Annotated in this window: 20 protein-coding genes; 9 read left to right on the top strand and 11 right to left on the bottom strand. The window is 68.2% G+C overall.

The features are described from left to right. Positions 1-50: 50 nt before the first annotated feature. Positions 51-233 (top strand): hypothetical protein, encoded by a 183-nt coding sequence (locus ACU18_RS03950; protein WP_050684238.1) that lies wholly within the window; start codon positions 51-53, stop codon positions 231-233. Positions 234-307: 74 nt separating this feature from the next. Here the strand turns inward: ACU18_RS03950 and ACU18_RS03945 are convergent, their stop codons facing one another. The 6 genes from ACU18_RS03945 to ACU18_RS03920 form a co-directional block, all read right to left on the bottom strand. Continuing rightward, positions 308-1,156 (bottom strand): LysM peptidoglycan-binding domain-containing protein, encoded by an 849-nt coding sequence (locus tag ACU18_RS03945; protein ID WP_050684237.1) that lies wholly within the window; start codon positions 1,154-1,156, stop codon positions 308-310. A gap of 534 nt (positions 1,157-1,690) precedes the next feature. Beyond that, a complete protein-coding gene (locus ACU18_RS03940; protein WP_050684236.1) occupies positions 1,691-2,689 on the bottom strand; it encodes a bile acid:sodium symporter family protein in 999 nt (332 codons plus the stop codon). A gap of 120 nt (positions 2,690-2,809) precedes the next feature. Then, positions 2,810-4,315 (bottom strand): glycoside hydrolase family 43 protein, encoded by a 1,506-nt coding sequence (locus ACU18_RS03935; RefSeq protein WP_050684235.1) that lies wholly within the window; start codon positions 4,313-4,315, stop codon positions 2,810-2,812. Further along, positions 4,312-5,265: an alpha/beta hydrolase fold domain-containing protein gene (locus ACU18_RS03930; RefSeq protein WP_050684234.1), complete on the bottom strand. Its 954-nt coding sequence runs from the start codon at positions 5,263-5,265 to the stop codon at positions 4,312-4,314. Before ACU18_RS03930 ends, ACU18_RS03935 begins: the two co-directional genes overlap by 4 nt. Beyond that, positions 5,262-6,263, bottom strand: a complete 1,002-nt coding sequence (locus ACU18_RS03925; protein ID WP_050684233.1) for an alpha/beta hydrolase — start codon at positions 6,261-6,263, stop codon at positions 5,262-5,264. Before ACU18_RS03925 ends, ACU18_RS03930 begins: the two co-directional genes overlap by 4 nt. Before the next feature lie 148 nt (positions 6,264-6,411). Then, entirely contained in the window at positions 6,412-8,850 is a 2,439-nt protein-coding gene (locus tag ACU18_RS03920; RefSeq protein WP_050684232.1) for a beta-glucosidase family protein, read from the bottom strand. A gap of 133 nt (positions 8,851-8,983) precedes the next feature. Here ACU18_RS03920 and ACU18_RS03915 point away from each other — a divergent pair, with 133 nt between their 5' ends. The 5 genes from ACU18_RS03915 (at position 8,984) to ACU18_RS03895 (ending at position 13,129) form a co-directional block, all read left to right on the top strand. Further along, positions 8,984-9,814, top strand: a complete 831-nt coding sequence (locus ACU18_RS03915; RefSeq protein ID WP_082178172.1) for an IclR family transcriptional regulator — start codon at positions 8,984-8,986, stop codon at positions 9,812-9,814. 22 nt (positions 9,815-9,836) lie between these two features. Then, positions 9,837-10,331, top strand: coding sequence for a hypothetical protein (locus ACU18_RS03910; protein WP_050684231.1), 495 nt, complete (start codon positions 9,837-9,839; stop codon positions 10,329-10,331). 317 nt (positions 10,332-10,648) lie between these two features. Beyond that, the gene (locus ACU18_RS03905) at positions 10,649-11,053 is read left to right on the top strand and encodes a VOC family protein (protein WP_050684230.1); all 405 of its coding nucleotides are present in this window, start codon (positions 10,649-10,651) and stop codon (positions 11,051-11,053) included. Next, a complete protein-coding gene (locus ACU18_RS03900) occupies positions 11,050-11,352 on the top strand; it encodes a winged helix-turn-helix transcriptional regulator (RefSeq protein ID WP_050684229.1) in 303 nt (100 codons plus the stop codon). Before ACU18_RS03905 ends, ACU18_RS03900 begins: the two co-directional genes overlap by 4 nt. Before the next feature lie 433 nt (positions 11,353-11,785). Further along, positions 11,786-13,129 (top strand): MFS transporter, encoded by a 1,344-nt coding sequence (locus ACU18_RS03895; protein ID WP_050684228.1) that lies wholly within the window; start codon positions 11,786-11,788, stop codon positions 13,127-13,129. A gap of 70 nt (positions 13,130-13,199) precedes the next feature. Here the strand turns inward: ACU18_RS03895 and ACU18_RS03890 are convergent, their stop codons facing one another. Further along, entirely contained in the window at positions 13,200-14,423 is a 1,224-nt protein-coding gene (locus ACU18_RS03890; protein ID WP_050684227.1) for an ROK family protein, read from the bottom strand. A gap of 177 nt (positions 14,424-14,600) precedes the next feature. Between ACU18_RS03890 and ACU18_RS03885 the strand changes: the two genes are divergently transcribed. The 3 genes from ACU18_RS03885 to ACU18_RS03875 are packed head-to-tail and all read left to right on the top strand — an operon-like array spanning position 14,601 to position 17,636. Next, positions 14,601-15,809 carry an ABC transporter substrate-binding protein gene (locus tag ACU18_RS03885; RefSeq protein WP_050684276.1) on the top strand — a complete coding sequence of 403 codons (1,209 nt, stop codon included), beginning with the start codon at positions 14,601-14,603 and terminating at the stop codon, positions 15,807-15,809. 19 nt (positions 15,810-15,828) lie between these two features. Continuing rightward, entirely contained in the window at positions 15,829-16,716 is an 888-nt protein-coding gene (locus ACU18_RS03880; protein WP_050684226.1) for a carbohydrate ABC transporter permease, read from the top strand. After that, positions 16,716-17,636 carry a carbohydrate ABC transporter permease gene (locus ACU18_RS03875; protein WP_050684225.1) on the top strand — a complete coding sequence of 307 codons (921 nt, stop codon included), beginning with the start codon at positions 16,716-16,718 and terminating at the stop codon, positions 17,634-17,636. The genes ACU18_RS03880 and ACU18_RS03875 overlap by 1 nt, the downstream gene beginning before the upstream one ends. Here ACU18_RS03875 and ACU18_RS03870 read toward each other — a convergent pair. Genes ACU18_RS03870 through ACU18_RS03855 form a run of 4 tightly spaced genes read right to left on the bottom strand, consistent with a single transcriptional unit; the run spans position 17,633 to position 23,916 of the window. Continuing rightward, entirely contained in the window at positions 17,633-19,891 is a 2,259-nt protein-coding gene (locus ACU18_RS03870; protein WP_050684224.1) for a glycoside hydrolase family 78 protein, read from the bottom strand. The two genes, ACU18_RS03875 and ACU18_RS03870, sit on opposite strands and share 4 nt — an antisense overlap. Before the next feature lie 37 nt (positions 19,892-19,928). Then, complete coding sequence (locus ACU18_RS03865) at positions 19,929-20,924, bottom strand: oligopeptide/dipeptide ABC transporter ATP-binding protein (RefSeq protein ID WP_050684223.1); 996 nt, start codon at positions 20,922-20,924, stop codon at positions 19,929-19,931. Beyond that, complete coding sequence (locus ACU18_RS03860) at positions 20,921-22,978, bottom strand: dipeptide/oligopeptide/nickel ABC transporter permease/ATP-binding protein (RefSeq protein ID WP_050684222.1); 2,058 nt, start codon at positions 22,976-22,978, stop codon at positions 20,921-20,923. Before ACU18_RS03860 ends, ACU18_RS03865 begins: the two co-directional genes overlap by 4 nt. Further along, a complete protein-coding gene (locus ACU18_RS03855) occupies positions 22,975-23,916 on the bottom strand; it encodes an ABC transporter permease (protein ID WP_050684221.1) in 942 nt (313 codons plus the stop codon). The genes ACU18_RS03860 and ACU18_RS03855 overlap by 4 nt, the downstream gene beginning before the upstream one ends. Positions 23,917-23,976: the final 60 nt, after the last annotated feature.

Below are 23,976 nucleotides of genomic sequence, written 5' to 3'. Positions count from 1 at the left end.
ACGCTACTGTCAGCCCGCTTGTCGCTAAGCTAATTCTGGTCTGAACGAATGTGAACATCCTTGGGGGGAAAATTATGGATGCTGGTCCGCTGAATCTCGTTATCCTCTCGGCGGTGGTTGCAGCCGTCTTTTTCTATGTTCTCTACCTCGTGATTAGAACGGCTGTTCGTGACGGCATCCTCAGCGCCGATGAGAGAAGGGCCGCTGATATGAGGGACCCCGAGCCCCAGTAGCTGCTTACTGCGCGGCGCCCGCGTTACCCCGATTTGGACGCTTCCCCAGGGCGCCCACTGCAAACGGGCGAACGTCAGGGGCCGGGTTTGTTAATGGGCTTGTCCAGCGCCACGCTGATGGTCTGCCCGGGCGCAAGTTCGCCGTTGGGCAGGTCTGAGAAGTCATACCAGGCCCCGGCGGTGCCTGTGCTGGGACGATTGGCCGAGCGCAGGTCAGTCACGCCGAAGCGGAACGAAACTTGGCGTTCGATGTCTCCCGGCGCGGTGGTGTATGTCAGTGGAATGCCCTGGGCGTCAGCGGTGGACGTCCCCTGAGCGCCCTCGATCTTCAGTTCGCCGGGTATCAAGCGAAGCTTCGTACCGGCAGGGATGGGCTGATCCACGGACAGCGAGCGGTTGTACATCAGGATCTGTGCCGTGGTTGAGCGAAACTTGTAGCCCAGGCTGTCGAATGAGTCACCGTCTGCCGTGGTGTAGAAGACCGTTTGGCCGAACGAGTTGGTGACCCCTGTACCGGCCCCTGAGCGGCTGTCCACGGGATTCTTCTGCAGCTGGATGACCTTGCCGGCCTGGATGAAAAAGACGTTCCCCTTTTCGTAGGTGAACGGGACCTTGTTCGCTTCCGCCAACTGCTCAGCGGTCAGATTGAACCTGTAGGTGATGCCCGCCAAGCTGTCTTCGGGCTCTATCGTGTATCCCGTTGGAATGCCGTTTGCGTCAATCGTGGCAGTGCCCTGGGCGCCCGGCATGGGACCGGCCGGAATTAGCCGGAGCCGTGTCCCCGGAGCGAGGGGAGTTCCGGGCTGGAGTCCGTTGAACCCGGCGACCTTCACCTCGGATAGCCCGTACGTCTTCGCCACCGCCGCGAGGGTATCGCCTGGCACGGTGGTGTAGAAGTCCGCGTTGCCAAACGAGTCCCGCACGGTTTCTCCACCCAGGGCAGGCGTAGCGGCGGAAGACGCAACTGCAGCGTTCGTGGCCCGGACGGTGGCCGGCTCCTCCTGGGTTGGCGCGCCCGCGTAAGTGCATCCCGCCAGCCCCAGCAGCAGCCCAAAAAGCAGCGCTGGCGGAACCAGGCGCAGGCCTGTCCACGTTGTTGATCTACTAACAGTTCCCACGATGGTTATGCCCCCATAGCAGAGTCAAGGGCCCCCAGCGGACCAAAATCGAGCCTAACGGATGAACAGTGAGCCGCGCCGGTAGCGGCCCTTCACGGGGAGCTGCTCTCGCCAGCCTTCGTTCTGGGCCAGGGCGTGTTTCCAGGCGTCTTTATGGCGGATGAAATCCGCCCTGCACGAAGCCCTGGTCCGGCTCTGCCCTTAAGCCGCAGGTCCGCGGAACGGTCGGGGCTTGGCCCGCCACCACATGGTCAGAGCACAACCCTCGCCCCTACCCTGGAGTTATCCTTCCCGCAGCGTCGGCACCGCCGGCGCAGGCCGCCGTCGTCCGTTGTTTGGTCAGGCCTGCGGGTCCGGCAGCGGACGCCGCGCCAGCCAGGCAGCCACAACAGCGCCGGAAACGTTATGCCACAGCGAGAAGACGGCGGATGGCAGGGCGGCCAGGGCCCCGAAATGGGCGGTGGCAAGCGTGGCGGCGAGGCCGGAGTTCTGCATTCCCACCTCGAACGCCAGGGCGCGGCGGGCCCGCGCATCGAGCCTGCCCACCTTGCCGGCGAGGTAGCCCAGCCCCAGTCCGAAGCCGTTATGCAGCACCACAGCAAGGAACACGATCCCGCCCGCGGCCACGATCTTGTCCGCGCTGCCCGCCACCACAATGGCAACAATCAGTGAAATTACGACGGCGGACGCCCAGGGCAGTGCGGGGAGGACCTTCGCCACGGCTTTCCTGAGCAGCAGCCGGGCCAGCAGCCCGGCGATCACCGGCAGCAGCACCGTCTTCAGGATATCCAGGACCATGCTGCCGGCATCGATCTGGAGGTAGGAGCCGGCCAGGAACAAGACCAGCAGCGGGGTGACGATCGGGGCGATGAGGGTGGACACCGACGCCACGGCCACCGAAAGCGCCACATCGCCCTTGGCAAGGAAAGCCATCACATTCGACGCGGTGCCGGACGGCGCGCAGCCCACCAGGATCAGGCCCACCGCCAGTTCGGGGCTCAGATTCAGTGCCGTGGCAATCAGCCAGCCGGCACCCGGCATGATCACGTAGTGGGCCACGATCCCCAGCGCCACGGCCCAGGGGCGGCGGATCACTGCAGCGAAGTCCGGCGGCGTCAGGGTGAGGCCCATGCAGAACATGATGATGCCCAGCAGGTACGGGACACTGGGCGCCATGGGCTTGAAGGCCCCCGGGGCAAAAAACCCGGCCAGGCCGGCGGCCACCACCAGGAGGGGGAACACGGTGACCGCGATCCTGGCGATTTTGGCTTCGGCCGCCAACGCGGGGTTCAGGGGTCCCTCTTCGGGTCGGGACGGGGATTTAGTTGCCTCAAGCATCAAATTATGGTGCCACTGCCGGGCACCGGCCGCCAGTTCGTGACGGCATCCGGTCACGAAGCACGCCACCGGCTGCCTGCAGGCAGGCAGCCGGCACCCCACCGGCTGCAGGCCAGTGGATCAGGTTCCGGGCGCAGCAGCCGCGGACAGATACTCGAACCGGTCAAGAACCGCCGGCCCGCCCAGCGCGGACACACCAATGACCCTGCCCGTGAAGCCGCCGGCCACCTCGGTGGAAAGATAGCGGCCATCCAGCCTGGCCAGCTCGGTGAGGTGTCCTGCCTGCCGGAAGCCGAGGACCACCTCGTCGGGTCCAACGTTTTGGCCGGGCTGCCCGGCCCGGGCGGGCGGCGCGGAGCTTATCTCCAACTGCACGGCTTCACCCGGGTGGGGGGCCGCCGTCGCGAGTTCCTGCGTGAGGGGCCCGATCCGGGCGACGGCCTGCACCAGGCCCTGCCCCAGCCGGACCGCGTACCAGTGCCTGCTGTCGATCCGCAGCACCAGTTCGGCGCCGGCATCGACGGCACGGAACGCGGCCCGGCAGGTCCAGTCCGCATCCCGGAGGCGGGTTGCCAGCAGTCGCGGGCTGTCCGGCCCGCCGGCAGCCAACTCCAGGCCGCCGTCCGCCGCCGGACGGGATATGAATGATGCCGGTTCGTCGCCCGGTGATACCCAGCGCGGGTGCAGTTCCGGTGCGGCGAAGTCCTCCACAAACGAATGGTCCGACGCCGGAACCTGGTAGCCGGCCTGGTCGAAACCGGGCCAACCGTCCTGCCAGGTGACGCCGGAAAGGAACGTTTCCCGGCCCAGGACGTGATATCCCGGGCTGGCCCCGCCGGTCCGGACGCCCAGGTAAACCGCAGCCCAGGTCCCGTCCGGCTTTTGCACAAGGTCCGCATGCCCGGTGTTCTGCACCGGGGTGTCAAGGCTGCGGTGGCTCAGGATGGGGTTGCCGGGACAGGCTTCGAACGGCCCGGCAGGTGAGGTACTGCGGCTGATGGACACCGCATGGCCCCGCTCGGTGCCGCCTTCGGCCAGCATCAGGTACCACCAGTCCCCCACCTGGTAGAGGTGCGGACCTTCGGGGAACGCCAGCCCGGTGCCCTGCCAAACCTTTCGGGGAGCTTCGAGCAGGTGCCCGCCGGCAGTGTCGAGACGGGCCTGGACGATGCCCGACGCTTCGGGACCCGGGCCAAAACCCACCCAGGTGAGGTAGCAGTTTCCGGCCTGGTCCCAGGCGATGTCCGGGTCGATCCCCAGCGTCCCGGCGATCTGGACAGGCTCGCTCCAGGGCCCTGCCGGGTCTGTGGCACGGAACAGCAGGTGGCCGCCGCCGAAGTCGCTCATGTTTGTGGTGATGAACCAGAACTGCCCGTTGTGGTGGCGGAGCGTTGAACCGAAGATCCCGCCGGACCCACGGCGGTCACCCGCGGCGAACTGGGTGCGGCGGGTCAGGATGTTGCCCACCTGCTCCCACGCCACGAGGTCACGGCTGTGGAAGACAGGCGCCCCGGGAAAGTATTCGAAGCTTGAGGAGGCCAGGTAGTAGTCCCCGCCCACCCGGCAGACGGTGGGGTCGGGAAAGAACCCCGGGATCACGGGGGTGCCGGCCGCGGACGGGCTCACGCTGCGCCCGCCAGGGCCAGTTCCGCAGCCAGGAAATCCAGCGCCGGTCTACCTTCGGGGAGACCTGCCGCATGGTTGAGGTGGCCATGGACGGCGCCGCGGGCCAGGAAGTAGGAAACTGGAACGCCTGCCTGTTCCAAGGCGGCGGCAAACACCTCGGCGGAACCGCGGGCATCGTCAAACTCGCAGGCCAGCAGCGCAGTGGGTGGAAGTCCCGTGGGGTCCGCGTAGCCGGGCATCGCGTAGGACGGTGCCATGCTCACCGGTCCGCCCACGTAGTTCTCGGCGGTCCGGATGCAGTCCTCCAGGGTGAACCGCAGTTGGCGCGGCAGCCCGGCCATCACGTCCGCGGCCAGCCCGCCGGCCGGGGCGGGCAGGTCCGGATGCAGGAACGGGTACGCGAGCAGGAGCTTGGCGGGCAGCGGTTTGCCTGCATCCACCAGGTACAGCGCAGCCCCAACCGCCAGGTTCCCACCGGCGCCGGCACCGCCCAGGCACAGAAGCTCCGGGGCCAGGCCCAGGCTTTCAGCGTTCCGGCGCGCCCAGAACCAGCCGGCCAGGGCGTCATCATGGGGGACGGGGAAGCACACACCATCGCGCGCCAGCCGGTAATCCACTGACAGCACCGGGGTGCCGGCCGCCGCTAAAACCCGGGCGAGGTAGTCGGATTCCGGCATGTCCACGGTGCCGCTGACGAACCCGCCGCCGTGCAGCCACACCAGCCCGGCGGCGCCGGAGCCGGCAGGATGGCCGTAGATCCGGATGTTGACGGGGCCGTGCCTGCCCTCGGCGGTGACGGTGCGGATGGGGACGTCCGGCCCTGCCAGCCGGAGCGCGCCGGAGTCCAGGACCAGGGGGCCGGCCGGCGAGGCCAGGTATTGGGCGAAGCCTGCATCGGGCGCCGGGCCGGTGTCAGGCTCCGGTTGACGCGACGGCTCAGGCACCGTCACTGCCGGCCGAGCTTCCGGGAGAAGTAGGACACCGCGGTGGCCAGGATGGCGTCCAACTGGTCCTCGGCGCCGAAGAAGCAGTGGTCACCACCCTGGACCGTGACCACCTCGTGCTCCACCCCGGCGCCGGCGAGCGCAGCCGCCAGGAGGTCCGTCTGGGAATGCGGCACCAGGCCGTCACTGTCGCCGTGGACCAGCAGGAACGGCGCTGAATCCGCGGTCACGTAGCTGACCGGGCTGGCAGCGGCCAGCAGTGCCGGGTCGGCGGAGCCCCCCACCAGCATCTGTTCGGGCTGCAGGGACATGCCCGGCGGCACGGCAGCGGTCAGGGCCGCCGGGAACATTCCGGCCGGCATGTGCATGGGCGGGATGTCCACCAGCGAGGAGACGCCGTAGAAATCGACGACGGCGTGCACGGCGCTTGAGTGCCCCTGCGCACCAAGGCCGCCGTGCAGGTCCTCCCGGTCGCCGGTGAGGCCCAGCAGCGCCACCAGGTGCCCACCGGCGGATTCGCCCCAGGCGCCGAACCGGCCGGGATCCACCCCCAGGTCCCCGGCGAAGGCGCGGAGGTACCGGACGGCGGCTTTGAGGTCGTGGAGCTGGGCAGGGAACGGTGCTTCGAGGCTGTGCCGGTAGTCCACCGTGGCGCAGGCAAGGCCTGCCTCGTTGAGCAGCCGGAACACCGAGTCCGGGGCGAACGTGGGCGGCAGTTCCCGCCGGTCCCCCAGTTGGAAGGCGCCGCCGTGCACCCACAGCACCAGCGGTACAGGGCCGGTGGCGTGCCGGGGCAGCCAGATGTCCATTTTCAGGGGCCGGAAGCCGAGGATGCGGGCGTAGGTCACTTCGCTGTGCACCGCGGAAACGTCCGACACCTCCACCGGGATTCCTGGGGCGTCAAAGACGGGGAACGGCGGGACCGGCGCCCCGCCGGGGCGGGCCGGGTCATTCAGGGCCGGGTCGTTCAGGGACGGCTGGACAGCCGTGTCGCTGCGGGTCATGGGGTGCTCCTTGCGGGTGCTGTGGTCCGGTTGCCGCCGGCGGCGGCAACGAAAGGCTGGGTGCCGGGTCTAGACCGGAGGGAGGGAGGCGCCGGGGACGGGCGCGGCACGGTTGTTCGTGCAACGCCCCGCAGCCCGGGCGGGCGGGTCATGCGATGGCCCCGTCCCAGTGGGCGGCCAGAGGTCCTGCCAGGGCGCCGGCGGCCTGACCGGCGTCGGAGGCCGGGGCCAGCTGGAACAGGGTCGGTTCCAGCACCCAGCCCGTTTCCTCGTCCCAGTACTCGAAACTCCGGACGGGCAGGAGCACCTCAAGGTCGGCCGATTCCCCGGCGGCGAGCTGAACGGTCCCGAAACCGGCCAGCCAGAACGCCGGCCGGTCAACCTCGGAGCCGGGCGCCGAGGCGTAAACCTGCGCCACGTATTTGCCGGCCCTGGTGCCGGTGTTCTTAACGGTGAGGACAGCGGAAACACCGGCGCCCGCGTGCCGCAGCGAAAAGGCGGACACGGCGAACGTGGTGTAGGACAGCCCATGGCCGAACCAGTACGCGGGGGCTGGCTCCTGCCGCGCCCAGCCGCGATGGCCCAGGTGCACTCCTTCCGTATAAGCCAGTTCGCCGTCCCGGGGGGCGGTAGTGGTGACGGGCGCGTCCGCCAGCACCGCGGGCCAGGTGGTGGGCAGGTGCCCGCCGGGCTCCACTGCGCCCAGCAGAACATCCGCCAGGGCGTTGCCCATTTCCATGCCCGGGAACCAGACCAGCAGCACCGCCGCCGCGTCATGGCGCCAGGGCATTTCCACCGGGGCGCCCGCATTGACCACCACCACGGTGCGCGGATTGGCTGCGATCACCGCGGCCACCAATTCATCCTGGGCGCCGGGAAGCCGGAGGGAGGTCCTGTCGAAGCCCTCACTTTCCACGGCGCCGGAAGTCCCCACCATCACCACGGCCACCTCAGCCTCCCGGGCGGCCTGCACGGCGGCGGCAATTTCCGCGTCCTGCGAGAGGCGGGGCTCGGCCACACCCAGCCCCACGCGGAAAAGCATAAAGTCGCCGGCCCAGGTGAAGCGGAGGGCCACGTGGATGGCCGTGCCCGCCGTCAGTTCAACGGGGCCGCTGACGTCAGGGGCGCCAATGAGCACCTCCTCGAGGTTGCCGGCACGGTCCCTGGAATCGGCGGTGGCTACGGGAACGCCGTCCACCGTCACCTCGCCCAGGCCGATCCCCTTGTAGCCGAGTTGCCAGCTCCCGGACAGGTGCGGGGTGAACAGGGTGGAAAGTTCGACGGCGGCCGCCCCGGCGGGGACGCCGGTCCGGCCCCGCGTCAGCGTGGTCAGCCGGCCTGCCTGCGTTTCCAGGACGGCACCGGCAGCGTCCAGCCAGCGCAGCTGCACGGGTGCGCCATCAAAGGTGCACTCACCGGGCCGGGGTTCGCGGAGGCCATCGGCGAGCCAGGCACCCTGCGTGGTGGTGACCCGGACGCCTTCGCCCAGCGCGTTCCGGAGCCCTGCCGCGGGTGGAACCGTGTAGTCGGGATACACCGAGGCGCTGCCGCCGCCCTGCGTGCGGGGTTCCAGTGCTGCCGGCCCGATCAGTGCGATCGAGGTGGGCCCTGCCGGCCGCAAGGGCAGCACGCCGTCCCGGTTCTCCAGCAGGACCGTCCCTGCAGCGGCGGCCGCCCGGGCCAGCGGACCGGCGTCGGACGGGTTAATCGCTTGGTTCCGGCCGGCGGTGACCCTGCGGCCCAGCGTCAGCAGGCGGCGGATTTTCCGGTCGATCTCCGCCTCCGCGACCTGCCCGCACCGGACGGCCTCAACCAGCGCCGCACCCCACAGCTTCTCCGGTCCGGGCATGGCCAGGTCCGTGGCCGCAAGCGCCGATCCGGTGGTGGAATACACGGCGTGCCAGTCGGAGACTACGGCACCGTCGAAGCCCCACTCCCCCTTCAGCGGCTCCGCCACCAGCGCGTTCTCGGTCATGGGCGCACCGTTGACGCCGTTGTACGCGGCCATGACCATCCACGGCCGCGCGTTCCGGACCACATTTTCGAACGGCGCCAGGTAGGCCTCGCGAAGGGTTCGGGCCGCGAGCACGTTGTTCACTTTCGTCCGGTCAGTTTCGGCCTCGTTGGCTACAAAATGCTTCGGGCAGGCACCGATCCCCAGGGACTGGATGCCGGTCACGTACGCGGCGGCCAGGTCGCCGGTCAGCAGCGGATCCTCCGAATAGCACTCGAAGTTGCGGCCGGCCAGGGGTGAACGGTGCAGGTTGATGGTGGGGCCCAGGACCACATCCACCTCCGCGCGGCGGGCTTCGGCGGCGAGCTGGCGTCCGATGCGCTCCAGGAGGCTCCGGTCCCACGACGCCGCCAGCCCGGTTCCGGACGGGAAGTTGGCCGAGCCGTGCTGTTCGTTCTCCCTGTGCCCGCGCACGCCCACGGGACCGTCCGAGACGATCACCCGCGGCAGTCCCAGCCGGGCGTCCGCGCGGGTGGACCAGAGCCCGTCGCCGCTGATCAGCGCAACCTTGTCTTCAAGCGGCAGCGTGGAAAGGGCGTGTTCGACGTCGGCGTCGAGACTGGTGGCGGTCATGCGGCAGGCTCCTGGGCGTGGGGTGCTGGGAGTTCCAGCTTCCGTTCCCGCAGCATCTTCACCACAGGGAGCTTTCATTGGTTGGAATAGTATTGTGGGACAGCTCACGTATCCCCCAGCATCGAAGGCGGCCATGGCAGTCCCTCCGGATTCAGACGCTCCTCCCGCCCGCGGCAAGCGGCCCAAGCAGGGCGAACCGGTGGTGGACCGCGCCCTGAGCCTGCTCGCTGTCTTTTCGGACCGGCGCCGGGCGCTGACACTGTCGGAGCTGGCGCGCCACGCGGACATGCCGGCCCCCACAGCGCTGCGGCTGATCGCCCGCCTGGTGGCGTGGGGCGCGCTGGAGAGGCTCGACGACGGCCGGTACGTTGTGGGGGTCAGGCTTTGGGAAGTGGCATCCCTGTCGCCGCGGGGGCACGGGGTACGCGAAATCGCTTTGCCTTACCTGGAGGACCTTTTTGAGGTCACCCGGCACCACGTGCTGCTGGCAGTGCGGGACAACGAACAGGCGGTGCTGATCGAGCGGCTGTCCGGAAAGGATGCTACCGAGGTGGCCTACCGGGTTGGCGGGCGGGCCCCGCTGCGGACCACGGCCATCGGGCTGGTGCTGCTGGCCGGCGCTGACCAGCAGTTCCAGGAAACCATGCTGCGCAAACCACCTGAACTCGAACCCGGCGTGGCGGTTATGCCGGAGGGGCAGGTTCGCCGGACATTGTCCGACGTGCGCCGGACGGGCATTGCCATGATCCGCCGGACCTTGCCGTCCACCACGGTGTCGGTGGCCTCGCCGGTCTTCGACGCCCAGGGCACTGTGGTGGCGGCGCTGTCCATTGTGGTGCCGGACGGTGCCACACCCCCAAACGTCCTGGCCCCGGCGGTGCGCGCGGCAGCCAGGGCCGTCTCCAGGAACCTGGGTTACAAGGCGGAAGCCAGCGCAGACGTGCGGACCCATTCAGAAGGCTGACGCCCGGCACTAGGCTAGGGGCATGACGTTGGGGGACGTGCCGGGGCCGGCGAAAGAGCAGGTGGTCCTGCAGGCGCCTGCCTTCATCAAGGGCTGGCTGATCACCACCACTCTGTGGGTGGGCCTGTTGGCCACCATCATCGCCATATCCCACGTGGTCACGGCCTTCCGCTCCGGGACCGACGCGTGGACCGGCTGGGGAGTCGTGCCGCTGGCGCTCTTTTACGGTTATGGGACCGCCCTTTTGGCGGGCGCTCCGCTCGCGTGGGTGTTGGCCTTCCTGCTCCGTCCCGTGCGGCGCCAGTGGATCCATGTCGGTGCATTTTTTGCCGCGCCCACCCTGGTCTTTTGGGGGCTGGGCGGGTTGCTGGGACTGGGCTGGCACCCGGGTTTGCTGGGGTTATGGGCCACTGTGGGGGCTGCCGCTGCCGTGGGCCGGTGGGCGATCCGGGGGAATGTATCCACGAGCAGCGCGTGGGCCGCGCGGGAGCAGTACCCTGAGATTCCCGCACGCTGAGAGCACGTCCCGGAACCGTTGCGTTGCGTTGCCTATAGGTGCGCCCGGGACGTGTGGCGGGACCCGACCCTGCTCACCGTGCGCGGAGGGACAAAAGCGGAGGTTCGCCTTTTCTCCTCCGATCCGTCAGCGGAGGGCAGCTTCCTGGGTCAGGGCTGATAGTTGGCGGTGCGCTATGCCCCCCGGGTTGGCATGCCGAACGCATGATCTGGTCCCGGATCACCCGGGCCTAGCGCTAAGTAGGCTCCATCGTCCCCCAAGGTTGCAAAGCGCGGCTGGGTCTTGACGTCATACTTGCAAAATGCAAGTATGACGTCATGAGCCTTTTCATCACCTGCCCGGTTGAGAACGTCGAGCGCTCCACAGCCTTCTATACCGCCCTTGGCTGGAACCTCAACACCGAGATGTCAGACCACAACGTGTCCTGCTTCGCGATCGCGCCCGAGCAGTACGTCATGCTCGGCAGCCGCGAGATGTACGCGAGCGTCGGTGGCGCTGAGGAGCTGGTCGGCGGGCCGGACACCCCCTCGAAGGTCACCGTCTCCTTCGACCTCGGCAGCCGGGAGGCAGTGGACGGGCTCATCGAACGCGCCGGCGCCGCCGGCGGGCGGATCGGCGACACCGACGACTACCCCTTCATGTACCAGCGCCAGTTCGACGACCCCGACGGCTACCACTACTCGCCGTTTTGGATGAAGCCGGACGTCGATCCGACCGCGTGAGCGACCTCGCCGCGGCCCTCGACGTCGTCGGAGCGCGGTGGGCCCTGCTTATCGTGGGGCAGCTGCTCGACGGGCCGCAGCGCTACGGCGATCTGCAGCGCGACCTGGGAGTGCCAACCAACATGCTTGCGACCCGCCTGCGTGAGCTCGAGGCCGCCGGCCTATTGTCCCGCCTACCCCTTCGGCACAACACACGGGCCTACGCGTTGACCGACAAGGGCCTCACCCTGCGCGAGGCGATCAACGCACTGGAACGCTGGGGCGGCGAGCAGCAGGCTCGGAGTGCCCCGAAAACCTGAGGCCTTCAGGCAACGGGTTCATCGCTTTTGTGACTGGGCGGCAAGTCGGATAAGCCCATCGGCCTACAGGTGCGCGCCTGATCGCCGCCACGTGAACAGTCACGGCTAACGGGGGCGGGTGGATTCGCCTCGGTCTTAGGGCGGGGCCAAGTCGTCCTGCACGCATCGGCATTTGCTGTTCCCGGCCCGGAGGCTTCGCGTGACGTGCCGGAGCGCCGCCCACTGCCAGGAGCCACCCCCTTGACGTAGTGGCCCACTTCACATTAGATTGTTCAACAACCTCAGATTGTTCAACAACCTGACCAGCACTGCCCGGCAGCCGTACTCCGCCGGGAACTCCCCACCGCTGCCCCTCGGCACCCCCCGGCCCGCGGCGCAGGCACCCTTCCCGCCCCGGCGGTCCGCAGCAACGCATCCACCCTGGAGGACACCCATGGCCACCAACCCAGCCCCGGCGCCTGAGACCACAGCCCCCGTGGTGCGCCGCAAGGATATGTACAAAGCCTTCGCCGCCAGCCTTACGGGCACCGCGCTTGAATTCTACGATTTCGCCGTCTACTCGGCAGCGGCCGCCATCGTTTTCCCGCTCATCTTCTTTCCCGCCGCAGATCCCCTTACGGGCACCCTCCTCGCTTTCTCCACCTACGCCGTGGGCTACATTTCCCGGCCCGTCGGCGGCATCATCTTCGGCCGCCTGGGTGACGAGATCGGCCGGAAAAAGGTCCTGGTCATCACACTGATGCTGATCGGCGTGGCCACGTTCCTGATCGGCCTGCTGCCCGCCTACGGCACCATCGGCATCGCCGCACCGATCGCACTGGTACTGCTCCGCTTCGCCCAGGGAGTCGGCGTGGGCGGCGAATGGGGCAGCGCCGTGCTGCTGTCCAGCGAATTCGGTGATCCCCGTCGTCGTGGTTTCTGGGCCTCCGCCGCCCAGATCGGCCCGCCCGCCGGCAACCTGATGGCCAACGGCGCCCTGGCGGTACTGACGCTGATGCTGTCCGAGGAAGCTTTCGTGGATTACGGCTGGCGGATTGCGTTCCTGGTCTCCGCAGTTTTGGTGGCCTTCGGACTCTGGATCCGGCTGCGGCTGGAAGACACCCCCGTTTTCAAGGCCCTCGAAGCCCGCGGCGAAAAGCCCAACGCCCCCATCAAGGAAGTCCTCCGCACCCAGCGCCGGCCCCTCGCCGCAGCCATCCTCAGCCGCATCGGCCCGGACGTGCTCTACGCCCTGTGCACCGTTTTCACACTCACCTACGGCATCCAGAAGCTCGGCTTCGACCGCGGCCAGGTTTTGGTGGCCGTCCTGATCGGATCGGCCGTCCAGCTCTTCACCATGCCCCTGGCCGGCGCGGTCTCAGACCGGATCAACCGTCGCCTCGTCTACGGCATCGCCGCGGTGGGCGCCTCCGTCTGGGCCTTCGTCTTTTTCATAGCCCTTGAGGGAAAGTCCGCTACGGTCCTGATCATCGGCACCGTGCTGGGCCTGGTGTTCCACTCCTTTATGTACGGCCCGCAGGCCGCGTTCGTGGTGGAACAGTTCAGCCCGCGCCTCCGCTCCACCGGCAGCTCGCTGGCGTACACCTTTGCCGGAATCATCGGCGGCGCCGTGGCGCCATTTATGTTCACCCTCCTGATGGGCGCCTACAACAGCTGGCTGCCCGTGGCCATCTACCTGACGGTGGCCTGTGTCCTCACCATGGTGGGCCTGGCCCTGGGCCGGAACTCAAACGTCGCCGAAGATGAGGAATACCTTCAGGAATCAGCGCGCGCCTAAGCCCAGGCGGCACGTCAACACGAAGTCCGACGGCCGGAACCTTGCGTTCCGGCCGTTGGCGCGCCTCCTCCTAGTTCATCGCACCGGGCGGCCGGGCGGAAGCGACCGGGCGCCCCAATCGCAGGACGTCACTGCGGGCCGCTTCGAGGGCTGCGTGCACGGCCCCGGTGGCCACAGACGTGGCGCCGAGCGCGGACAGCAGCAGCTCCGGGGCTGGCAGGTTGATTTCCCCGGGCAGCAAGTCCTGCGCCACGGCCAGCACCTCATCCAGACCCTCCACCACCGCCCCGGCCACAATCACCCGCTCCGGGTCGTACAGGCTGCCAAAAACGCCGGTTACCCGGGCGAGGAGCGCTCCCGCGCGCTCCACCAGGGCCCGCGTCCAGGCATCCCCGGATCGGGCAAGGTCCAGGACCATCCGGCCCGTAAGGTCCGCGGCCGCCACCGGCGCCAGGGGATGTCCGGACGGAAGATCGCCGGCCGCCTTGGCTTCGCGGACCCAGTCGGCCAGCTGCAGGCCGATCCCCACCACCGACTCAACCCCAAAAACGTAGTCGAAGGCCATCATCTCGCCCACACCGCCGTGCTTGCCCTTCAGCAGGCGGCCATCCACCACTACTCCCGCGCCCAGCCGGTCCCCGGCGAGCAACACCACAAAATGCCGCAGACCTACGGCCGCCCCCACGCTGCCCTCGGCGATGGCGGCCAGCGATGCGTCGTTCTCGATCCGGACAATGGGCACCCACTCCTCCAGCAGCTGCTGCAGGCCGGGATTCATCCGCTGCCAGAAGCCGCCCTCCTGGCGCGGCGATGCGCCAACGGCATCCACCGGCGCCGGGACGCCGACGCCGGCCGCAAGGACCTCGTTGCGTTCCCGGCCGGCCTCGAGCAGGGCCGCATCGATGGCGGACACCACGGCCACCCGCCGTTCCGCGGCGCCGCTGTCAACGTCAAGCCGGACGGTCTGCCGCGCCAGGGGGTTTCCCGAAAGGTCGGCGATGGTGGTGGTGAGGTGGGTCCGGCCCGCGTCCAGGCCCACCACCACGGCAGCCCCGGGGCGGAAGGCGAACCGCCGCGACGGCCTGCCCTTGCTGTATTCACCGGTGGCGCGGGCATTGGGAAGCTCCTCAAGGAGGCCAAGGCTGATTAGCCCGTCCAACGCCTCGATGGCTGTGGAACGCGTCAGTCCCGTGGCCGCCATCGCGTCCGTACTCACGAAGGCTTCCGCCGCCCACACAAAATTCAGCATTGCCTGCAGGCTGGCGCGCGGGGCGGCAATTCCTGTGTCCGTCATCACTGCCAATCCTTGACCGCGTCGGTTCTGTACTGCATCATTGTCGCAGGACAGTTGATTCGCAAGCTAAATCTAATAGCCGAAACAACACCTGAGCCGACACCGGCCCCCGAAAGGATCCTCCCCGTGCCCCGACGCCGTAGCGCAAAAATCCTCGCCCCACTCCTGGGCGTCCTGATGCTCGGAACAGGCCTCTCCGCCTGCAGCAGCGCGGACGCCCCGGAAACCGTGAGGTTCCACCTCTCCAAACCCGAGGCAATCCCGTACTTCCGCGAACTCATCAAGGAGTACAACGCCGCCAACGACGACGTCGAGATCGTCCTCGATTCGTCCTCCAACCTGCAGGCAGGCTTCCTCCGGGGAAACCCGCCGGATCTGGGCCTGCTGAACTACAACATGGAAATGGCCCGCTTTATGGAGCGGGGCGCCCTCAGCGACCTCAGCGACATGCCCGAAGCAGGCCGGATCCTCCCCGAAGTCCAGGACCTGGTGACCCAGTACGCCTCCTACCCCGGCCGGACCAGCGTGCTGCCGTACTCCGTGATGGCGGCATCGGTGATCTACAACAAGCAGATCTTCAAGGAACAGGGCATCGAAGTCCCCACCACGTACGCGGAGCTGACGGCTGCCTGCGAGAAGCTCAAGGCCGCCGGCATCACCCCCTTCTATGGAACGTTCAAGGACCCCTGGACCGCGGCGCAGGGCTGGTTCGATTACACCGTAGGCGGCGAAGTGGACGTGGCGGACTTCTACAAGGCCATGAACGAACTGGGCACGGAGGTTGGGCCGGACAGCCCTGCCTCCTTCCAGAAGGACTTCAAGGAGCCGGTCAGCCGCATGAAGCAGTTGATCGACAACTACACAAACGCCGACGCCGCCAGCAAGGGGTACGGCGACGGTAACCTGGCGTTCGCCAAGGGTGAGTCGGCCATGTACCTGCAGGGCCCGTGGGCTTTCGGTGAGATCGCCAAGACCGCCCCGTCCCTGGAACTGGGCACGTTCCCGCTGCCCATGACGGAAAACCCGGAGGACTTGGAGGTGCGGGTCAACATCGACCTCGCCGCCTGGATCCCCGAGGCATCCAAGCACAAGGATGCAGCCCGGAAATTCCTCAGCTACCTGTTCCGGCAGGACGTGATGGACAAATACAACGCTGCCCAACTGGGCTACGGCACCACCACCGACGCTGCACCGGCCACGGACCCCCGCATCACCGGAATGAGGGACTATTTCGAGGCCGGGGACTTCTACCAGGGACCCTCCAAGGCCATCCCGCTCACCATTCCCACCGAGAACTACATCCAGGGAATCGCCCTTGGCGGCGATGCCACCCAAGCCCTGAGCACCCTGGACGCGGACTGGGCGCGCCTGGCGCTCCGCCGCTGACGGACAGAAAGAACAGGCGATGACAGCAACAACACTTTCCCCCCGCCCCAAACGCAAAGTGGAGAAGATCTACTACGCGTTCCTCGTCCCGAGCCTGGTGCTCTTCACCCTCTCCATCACGTTGCCGGCCATCATCGGCATCTTCTTCAGCTTCACCAACTCCATCGGGTTCGGCGACTGGGACTTTGTAGGCCTGATCAACTACGTTGCCCTGTTCTCCGACCCCGCCGTCCTGGCCAGCTACCTGTTCACCTTCGGTTTCGCGGCCGTGACGGTGGTCCTGGTGAACGTCCTGGCCTTCCTCCTGGCGGTGGGGCTCACTGCCAAGATCAGGCTGAAGACCAGCCTGCGCGCGGTCTTCGTGATCCCCATGGTCATCTCCGGCATCATCATCGCCTACGTCTTCAACTTCCTGTTCTCCAACTCGCTGCCGGAACTGGGGCGGGCGGCCGGCGTGGGCTGGCTGAGTGAAAGCATCCTGGCCAATCCTGAGTTGGCCTGGATCGGCGTCGTCCTTGTCACCACCTGGCAGGCCATTCCCGGAACGCTGCTGATCTACATCGCCGGCCTCCTGGCAATCCCCGGCGACGTTTATGAGGCCGCCGACCTGGACGGCGCCGGCAAGTTCGCGCAGCTGGTCCGGATCACGCTGCCCCTGGTGGCCGGCTATATCGTGATCAACGTCCTGCTGGGCTTCAAGAACTTCCTTAACGCCTATGACGTGATTGTGGGTCTCACCAACGGCGGCCCCGGGACCGCCACCCGGAGCATCCCCATGACCATCGTCACCGGGTTCACCGGTGGCGACTACGCCTACCAGATGGCCAACGCCGCCATGTTCTTCATCATCGTGGTGGCCATTTCCCTGCTCCAGCTCCGGATCACCCGCGGAAGGAACGCGCTCTGATGACCATCCTCAACACCCCCGCCATCGAGGGCGCCGAAACCGCGACGGCCGCCGGCACCAAGGCACCCCGCCGCGCCGCAGCGTCACCCCGGAGCCGGGGCGACAAGGCCAACTGGCCACTGACCACCATCCTGGTGCTGTGCGCGCTGACCGTTGTGGTGCCGCTGTACGTGACCATCTCCATGGCGTTCAAAACCCAGGCGCAGGCAGTGGACGGCAACGCTTTCTCCCTGCCCGCACCGTTCAGCCTCGAAGGCTTCACCACCGCCTGGAACCTGACCAACTTCCCTGCAGCCTTCGCCGTCACCGTCCTCATCACGGCCGGCACCGTCGCCGGTACCGTCATCCTGGGTGCCCTCGCCTCGTTCGCCATTTCCCGGAACTGGGACCGCAAACTGTTCCGGTATTCGTTTTTCTACCTTCTGGCTGCGATGTTCATCCCGTTCCCCGTGGTGGCGCTCCCCCAGATCCAGCTGACCGGCCTGGTGGGCTTGGACAACCCCGCCGGCGTGGTCCTGCTGCACATCATGTTCCAGCTCAGCTTCAGCATCCTGCTGTTCACGGCGTTCCTCCGTTCCATCCCGACGGAACTGGAGGAAAGCGCCAGGATCGACGGCGCCAGCACCTGGCAGACGTTCTGGCAGCTCATTTTCCCGCTGCTGGCGCCCATGAGCGCCACCGTGGGGATCTTCGCCTTCCTGGCCTCCTGGAACGACTTCATGATGCCGTCGCTGATCACCTCGGACCCCGCCCTGCAGACCCTCCCAGTGGTGCAGAGCATCTTCCAGACGCAGTTCAGCAACAACTACAACGTGTCCTTCGCGTCGTACCTGATGGCCATGGCGCCGGCCATCATCGTCTACCTGTTCTGCCAGCGCTGGGTCATGGAAGGTGTCACGCAGGGCGCCGTCAAGGGCTAAAACACGTGGCTGCCGCCCTGGACGGTGAACCGTTCCCGGCCCGGCAGGTCGACGTCGGCGCTCACGCCGGCCGGGACGGTGGCCTCCACGGCCAGCCGGCCGTCCACCATCCGCCAATCAACCCGGACCTGCCCCGCGGGCGTCGCGAGGCTGGTCCGGGCCCAGTCGATGCCGGCGCCGGGCTGCGGGGCAATGAGGATCCTGGCGTAGCCCGGCTCCAGCGGCCTGATGCCGCCCACCACCTTGTGCATCCAATCCGCCACGGCCCCCAGGGCGTAGTGGTTGAAGCTGGTCATCTCGCCGGGGTTGATGGATCCGTCCGGAAGCATCGAATCCCAGCGTTCCCACACCGTGGTGGCACCCATGGTCACGGGGTACAGCCAGGACGGGCACTGCTCCTCCAGGAGGAGCCGGTACGCGTCTTCCAGGTGGCCAGTGTCCGTGAGCGCGTGGGTGATGAACGGCGTCCCGGCGAATCCGGTGGACACGCGGTAGCCGTTCTTTTGGACCAGCTGGGCCAGGCGGTTGCCGGCGAAGTCGCGCAGTTCCGGGGTTTCCAGCACGTCGAACGCGATGGCCAGCGCGTACACGGTGCTGCAGTCGCTGTGGATGGTGCCGTCAGCGGCCACGTAGTACTTGGCGAACGACCGCTGCACGCGGGCCGCGAGCGCTTCGAAGTACTCCGATTCCTCCGGTTTGCCCAGCAGCCGGGCCGTTTCCGCAGTGATCCGGGCCGTCCGGTACAGGCAGGCGGTGGCCACCACACCGGTGTCGGCCTTGGCAGCCCACGGCTGGTCCGGCGCGGCGTCCGGGTCCAGCCAGTCGCCGAACTGGAAGCCCTGGTCCCACAGCCCTTCGGGGGACAGCAGCGTTTCCACCCGGCGGGTGTGCGAGGCCATCGAGGCGTACTGGTTCCGCAGCACGCCGAGGTCGCCGTAGGCTTCCCACAGCGCCCACGGCACCCAGACTGACGCTTCGCTCCACAGGGCGGAGGACTCGGGTTTGGGGAATTCGGGCGGCTGCGGGCAGTATTTCAGCGCGTCCGGGACGGTGATGGGGACCAGCCCGTCCGCGGCTTCCTGCTCCGCGGCGAGGTCCAGCAGCCAGTCCTGCAGGAAGCCCTGCACGTCGTAGAGGAACGCGGCGGTGGGGGCGAACACACCGATGTCGCCGGTCCAGCCAAGCCGTTCGTCCCGCTGCGGGCAGTCGGTGGGCAGGTCGAGGAAGTTCCCGCGCAGCCCCCACACGATGTTGCTGTGCAGCTGGTTCACCAGCGGGTTGGAGCATTCGAACTCACCGATCCGCTCCAGCTCCGAGTGCACCACCACGGCTTCGAGCGAATCCGTGGTGAGGGTGCCGGGCCAGCCCGTGACCTCGGCGTAGCGGAACCCGTGGAATGTTTTGGTGGGCTCGAAGAAGTCGCTGCCACCGGAGAGGATCAACGTGTCCGCCGCCTTGGCTGAGCGGAGCGGCCGGACCCCCAGTTCACCGTCTTCAAGGACCTCTGCGTGCCGCAGGGTGATCGCGGCGCCGGCCTCGCCCTGGACGGTGAACCTCAGCCAGCCCACCAGGTTCTGGCCGAAGTCCACCAGCGTTTTGCCGGTGGGTGAGGTGAGGATTTCCACGGGGCGGACGACGCCGGTACGCACCACGGGCGGGCCAACCGGCGTTGCCAGCCGGCCGGCGTCGAACGCCAGGGTCCGCACACCGGCCCACCCGCCGTCGGACGCTGCCGCGAAACCGGGAGCCGACCAGCCTGGCTGGACCCGGCGGGCGTCCAGAACCTGCCCGTCGTAAAGGTCGTTGAACGTGGTGGCGGACGGGCCTGCCTGCCAGGTGTCATCGGAGGCGACGGTCTGGACGTGGCCGTCCGCGAAGGTGATGTCCAGCTGGCCGAAAAACCCCAGCTCACTGCCGTACAGGTTGGACTCGCCGTGCCAGGCCAGCCGGCCGCGGTACCAGCCGTTGCCCAGTTCCACGCCGAGGACGCTCTCCTGTCCCAGCAGGGCGGTGACGTCGTAGCTGCGGTAGCGGAGCCGCCATTCGTAGGAGCTCCAGCCAGGGCTCAGGACGTCGTCCCCTACCGGGCTGCCGTTGATGAAAGCCTCGTAGACGCCGAAGGCGGTGGCCCGCAGGGTGGCTGAGGCCACGGCGCCGTGGCCCGTGTCCAGGGCGAACTCCTTCCGGAGCCGCGGGGCGCCGTCGAACTCCTGGGTGGGCGTGATCATGGCTGCCTGCCACGGGGTGGACGTCATGGGGATCCGTTCTGAAAGTGCGGGTGGAAAAAGGTGTTCAGGCATAGTGGCATGCTACGTCGGCGCCGCCGACGCGCCGCAGGGCAGGGCGTTCGTCGCGGCACAGGTCCGTGGCGAGGGGGCAGCGGAGCCGGAACGGGCATCCGCCGGGCCCGGGAGTGGCTGCCGCGCCGGTGCGGATGCCCAGGGATTCGCGAGCCTCGCGGCGGGCGGCCTGTTCGGCGGGGCGGGGTACGGGCGAAGCCGCCACAAGCGCCTGCGTGAAGGGGTGCCGCGGGTTGCCGGTGACCTCATCGGCGGGGCCGTTTTCCATCACCTGGCCGCGGTAGAGGACCACCACCCGTTCGGCGAGGAACCGGACCACGGCGATGTCGTGGGCAATAAAGAGGTAGCTGAGGCCCCGCTCGTCCCTGAGGTCCGCGAGCAGGTTCAGCACCTGGGCCTGGGTGGAGAGGTCCAGCGCACTGACGGCCTCATCGCAGACCACCAGTTTGGGATCGCAGATCAGGGCCCGGGCCACGGAGATCCGCTGGCGCTGGCCGCCGGAAAACTGGCTGGGGTAGCGGTCCACCGCGTCCCGCGGCAGGCCAACGCGTTCCAGCATGTCTTCCGCCTTGCTCCGGGCTTCCGCCGCTGCGGTGCCGCGGAGCTTGAGTGGTTCCATCAGGGAAGCGCCCACAGTGTTGCGCGGGTTCAGGGAAGAGTTGGGGTCCTGGAAGACGGCCCGGAGTTCCCCGCCAAGCGCGCGGCGCTGGCCGGGCCCGGCGGCGGTGATGTCCGTGCCCTGGTAGGCGATGGATCCGCCGGAGACCTTCTGCAGGCCCAGGATGGCTTTGCCGATGGTGGATTTGCCGGAGCCGGATTCCCCCACCAGGCCCACGGTTTCGCCGGGCGCGATGTCGAAGCTGACGCCATCGACGGCTGCCGGCGAAGCCGCGGCTTTCCGGCCGCGGCCGTAGCGGACCACAAGGTCCTTGACCGCCAGCATGGGCGCCGTGGTGGTGCCGGTCCGGGCCGGTGTTTCGATGCTCATGCCAGGTCCTTTTCGGTGACGTTCAGCTGTTTCGGGGACAGGTCCAGCAGCCGGTGGGGTGCCACGTCGGTGGCCACCCAGTCCAGGCCTTCGACGGCAAGTTCGTCCGCCTTGACGCACCGGACCAGGCCGGAGCCGGTTCCGGAGGACAGCAGCGGAACCGGAGCCAGGCACGCCGAGCCGGCAAACTGGCAGCGGGCCGCGAAGCGGCAGCCGGAGGGCCAGTCCTTGGGCTGCGGGACCTGGCCTTGAATCGTGGCGAGGCGCTCGGGCATGTCCGTGTGGTTGGCGTGCGGGTCGGCGGCGAGCAGCGCGAGGGTGTACGGGTGCCGCGGGTCATCGAGGATGTCGGCCGTCCGGCCGTTTTCCACCACCTGGCCGGCGTACATCACTGCCACCTGGTCGCAGATGTCCGCCACCACACCAAGGTCGTGCGTCACCATCACCACGGACATCCCCGTTTCCTTGACCAGGCCCCGGAGCAGGGAGAGAATCTCGGCCTGGACGGTGACGTCCAGGGCGGTGGTGGGCTCGTCTGCCACCAGCAGCCGGGGTTTCCCGGCCAGGGCCAGGGCGATTGCAACGCGCTGGGCCATGCCGCCGCTGATCTGGTGCGGGTAGGTTTTCAGGATCCCGGCGGCGTCCACGATGCCCACCTTCTCCAGCAGGCTGAGGGCTTCGGCGCGGGAAGCGTTCCGGCCCATGCCGCGGAGCCGCCGGATGGTGGCGGTGAGCTGGTAGCCCACGGTGAACATGGGGTCCAGCGCCCGCATGGGTTCCTGCGAGATCAGGGCGATGTCCCGGCCGCGGATGCCTTCCATTTCCTTGTCCGTGGCGGCGGCAAGGTTCATGCCGTTCCAAAGGATCTGGCCGCCGGCTGCAGATACGCCGGAGGGCAGCAGGCCCAGGAGCGCCAGCGCGGTCATGGTCTTGCCGCAACCGGATTCGCCCACCAGGCCCAGGACGGTGCCCTGCTCGACGTCGAAGGAGACGTCCGTGACCAGGCGGACACCGTTGTCCACACCTACGGAGAGGTTGCGGACGCTGAGGAGGCCCTTCGCCAGGCCGTCCGGCGCGTCGGCGGCGCCCGCGGCGGACACTGCCTTGGCCCGTTGGCGGCGCGCTGCGGCGGAGGGCAGGTGGGAGGCGGCCGCGTTGGGCGCCTTGCCCAGGGCGTTGCCGATCGCGTTGGCGGCCAGCACTGTCAGTGCCAGCACCACGCCGGTGGGGACCATCATCCATGGCGCGTCATAGACGTGCTGGGAAGCGCCCTGGATCATGCCGCCCCAGCTGGGCTCGGGGATGGGCGGGCCAAAGCCGATGAACGCCAGGCCTGCCTGGATGAGCATGCCGACGGCGAAGATCAGCGCGGCCTGGACCACAATGGTGTTGACCAGGCCCGGGAACACGTGGCGGAGGCTGATGCCCAGGGCACCCATGCCGTCCACCTTGGCGGCATCCACGTAGAGCTGGGACTGCAGGGACTTCGCCTGGCCCAGCATCACCCGGTAGATGCCGGCGGAGATCAGGACACCCAGGATGGCCATGATGAGGGGGATGTTGGTGCCCACGGCGCCGATCACTGCCAGGATGATGACGGTTCCCGGCAGGGACATCATGACTTCCGTGACGCGGCTGATGACCGCCTCGGCGCGGTCGCCCGCCCCGGCCGCAGCCATCGCAAGGATGGTCCCGAGGCCGACGCCCACCAGCACCGTGATCATTGAGGTCCCCAGGGTGCCGGCGGCGGCAGCGAAAATGCGGCTGAGGATGTCGCGGCCCAGTTCGTCGGTGCCCAGCCAGTGCGCGGCGGTGGGGCCGGACAGGACGGCGGTGAAATCCTGGTCCTCGGTCCGGAACGGCAGCCAGAGCGGCGCCGTCAGGGAGGCGGCCACTATGGCGGCCAGCCAGATGAGCCCGGCCACGGCGCCCGGCGAGGCGAAAAGCCGGTGCCGGGAGAACCTGGTGAGGGCTGCCTTTCCGGGGGTGCCCGCCGGGGCAAGGGCCGGCGTCGCGGTGGAATCTGCTGGGGCGGGGGCAACGTTGGGGATCATGAGGCACGCAACTTCGGGTCGAGGAACTTGGTGGCGAGTTCCAGCACCAGGTTGACGGCGACCACCACCACGGTGGCGATCACCACCACGCCCTGGACGGCGGGGGCGTCGTGGGTGCTGACGGAGGTCTGGACGGCCTGGCCAAGGCCCGGCATGGCGAACAGCTGCTCGGCGATGACCGAACCGCCGAACAGGCCGATGAACTGCAGCGCGATCCCGGCCACGATGGGCAGCGAGGCGTAGCGCAAAGCGTGGACATAGAGGATTTTCCAGGTGGGCGTGGCCGTGGCGCGGAGGGTCCGGATGTGTTCCTGCTGCAGCGCCTCGAGCATGGAGGCCCGGGTCTGCCGGGCGATGAACGCCGCCCCGCCTACGGCGAGGGTAATAACCGGGAGCGCCAGGGACAGCGCCCAGTCCTGCGGGGAAACCTCGAACGGGACGTAGCCGGTGGCGGGGAAGACTGAGGACTGGACGGCGAAGAGGTAGACGAAGATGATGCCGATCCAGAACGCCGGCAGGGCCACGAGGAGTCCCATGAACCCGCCGATCACCTGGTCCAGCAGGCCGCCGCGGACTGCGGCTGTGACGCCCAGGGCGATGCCCAGGACGGCGCTGAGCAGTGTGGCGCCGGCGGCGAGGGAAGCGGTAACCGGCAGTCGGGACGCCAGGTCCGCGCTGACGGACCGGCCGTCGATCAGCGAGGTGCCCAGGTTGCCCTGAACCGCGTCCCCCAGCCAGCGGAAGAACTGGCTGAACAGCGGATCGGACCAGCCGAGGCGCTGGTTCACCTCATCGATGGCTTCCTGTGAGGCGCCGGCGCCCAGCGAAACCGCTCCGGGACTGCCGGGCATCGCGTGCACCAGCAGGAATGCCAGTACCGCAACCACCAGCACGGTGGCCAGCGCCATCAACAGGCGCTTGGCGACGAACAATGCCATGGTGACCTCCGTTGGTCAGGCCGGGCGCGGCTTCCGCGGAAGCCGCGCCCGGCGGGGTTG

It is taken from the genome of Arthrobacter sp. ZBG10 (genome assembly GCF_001238605.1).
Taxonomy (GTDB): Bacteria; Actinomycetota; Actinomycetes; order Actinomycetales; family Micrococcaceae; genus Arthrobacter.
This window is presented reverse-complemented; position numbering and strand designations above follow the sequence as displayed.

What these genes read in the sequence shown, in the direction of transcription:
- ACU18_RS03855 (WP_050684221.1), bottom strand. Translation starts at nt 23,916, where the DNA reads ATGGCATTGTTCGTCGCCAAGCGCCTGTTGATGGCGCTGGCCACCGTG.
- ACU18_RS03890 (WP_050684227.1), bottom strand. Translation starts at nt 14,423, where the DNA reads ATGACGGACACAGGAATTGCCGCCCCGCGCGCCAGCCTGCAGGCAATG.
- ACU18_RS03880 (WP_050684226.1), top strand. Translation starts at nt 15,829, where the DNA reads ATGACAGCAACAACACTTTCCCCCCGCCCCAAACGCAAAGTGGAGAAG.
- ACU18_RS03865 (WP_050684223.1), bottom strand. Translation starts at nt 20,924, where the DNA reads ATGAGCATCGAAACACCGGCCCGGACCGGCACCACCACGGCGCCCATG.
- ACU18_RS03860 (WP_050684222.1), bottom strand. Translation starts at nt 22,978, where the DNA reads ATGATCCCCAACGTTGCCCCCGCCCCAGCAGATTCCACCGCGACGCCG.
- ACU18_RS03875 (WP_050684225.1), top strand. Translation starts at nt 16,716, where the DNA reads ATGACCATCCTCAACACCCCCGCCATCGAGGGCGCCGAAACCGCGACG.
- ACU18_RS03905 (WP_050684230.1), top strand. Translation starts at nt 10,649, where the DNA reads ATGAGCCTTTTCATCACCTGCCCGGTTGAGAACGTCGAGCGCTCCACA.
- ACU18_RS03915 (WP_082178172.1), top strand. Translation starts at nt 8,984, where the DNA reads ATGGCAGTCCCTCCGGATTCAGACGCTCCTCCCGCCCGCGGCAAGCGG.
- ACU18_RS03920 (WP_050684232.1), bottom strand. Translation starts at nt 8,850, where the DNA reads ATGACCGCCACCAGTCTCGACGCCGACGTCGAACACGCCCTTTCCACG.
- ACU18_RS03895 (WP_050684228.1), top strand. Translation starts at nt 11,786, where the DNA reads ATGGCCACCAACCCAGCCCCGGCGCCTGAGACCACAGCCCCCGTGGTG.
- ACU18_RS03940 (WP_050684236.1), bottom strand. Translation starts at nt 2,689, where the DNA reads ATGCTTGAGGCAACTAAATCCCCGTCCCGACCCGAAGAGGGACCCCTG.
- ACU18_RS03870 (WP_050684224.1), bottom strand. Translation starts at nt 19,891, where the DNA reads ATGACGTCCACCCCGTGGCAGGCAGCCATGATCACGCCCACCCAGGAG.
- ACU18_RS03885 (WP_050684276.1), top strand. Translation starts at nt 14,601, where the DNA reads ATGCTCGGAACAGGCCTCTCCGCCTGCAGCAGCGCGGACGCCCCGGAA.
- ACU18_RS03910 (WP_050684231.1), top strand. Translation starts at nt 9,837, where the DNA reads ATGACGTTGGGGGACGTGCCGGGGCCGGCGAAAGAGCAGGTGGTCCTG.
- ACU18_RS03925 (WP_050684233.1), bottom strand. Translation starts at nt 6,263, where the DNA reads ATGACCCGCAGCGACACGGCTGTCCAGCCGTCCCTGAACGACCCGGCC.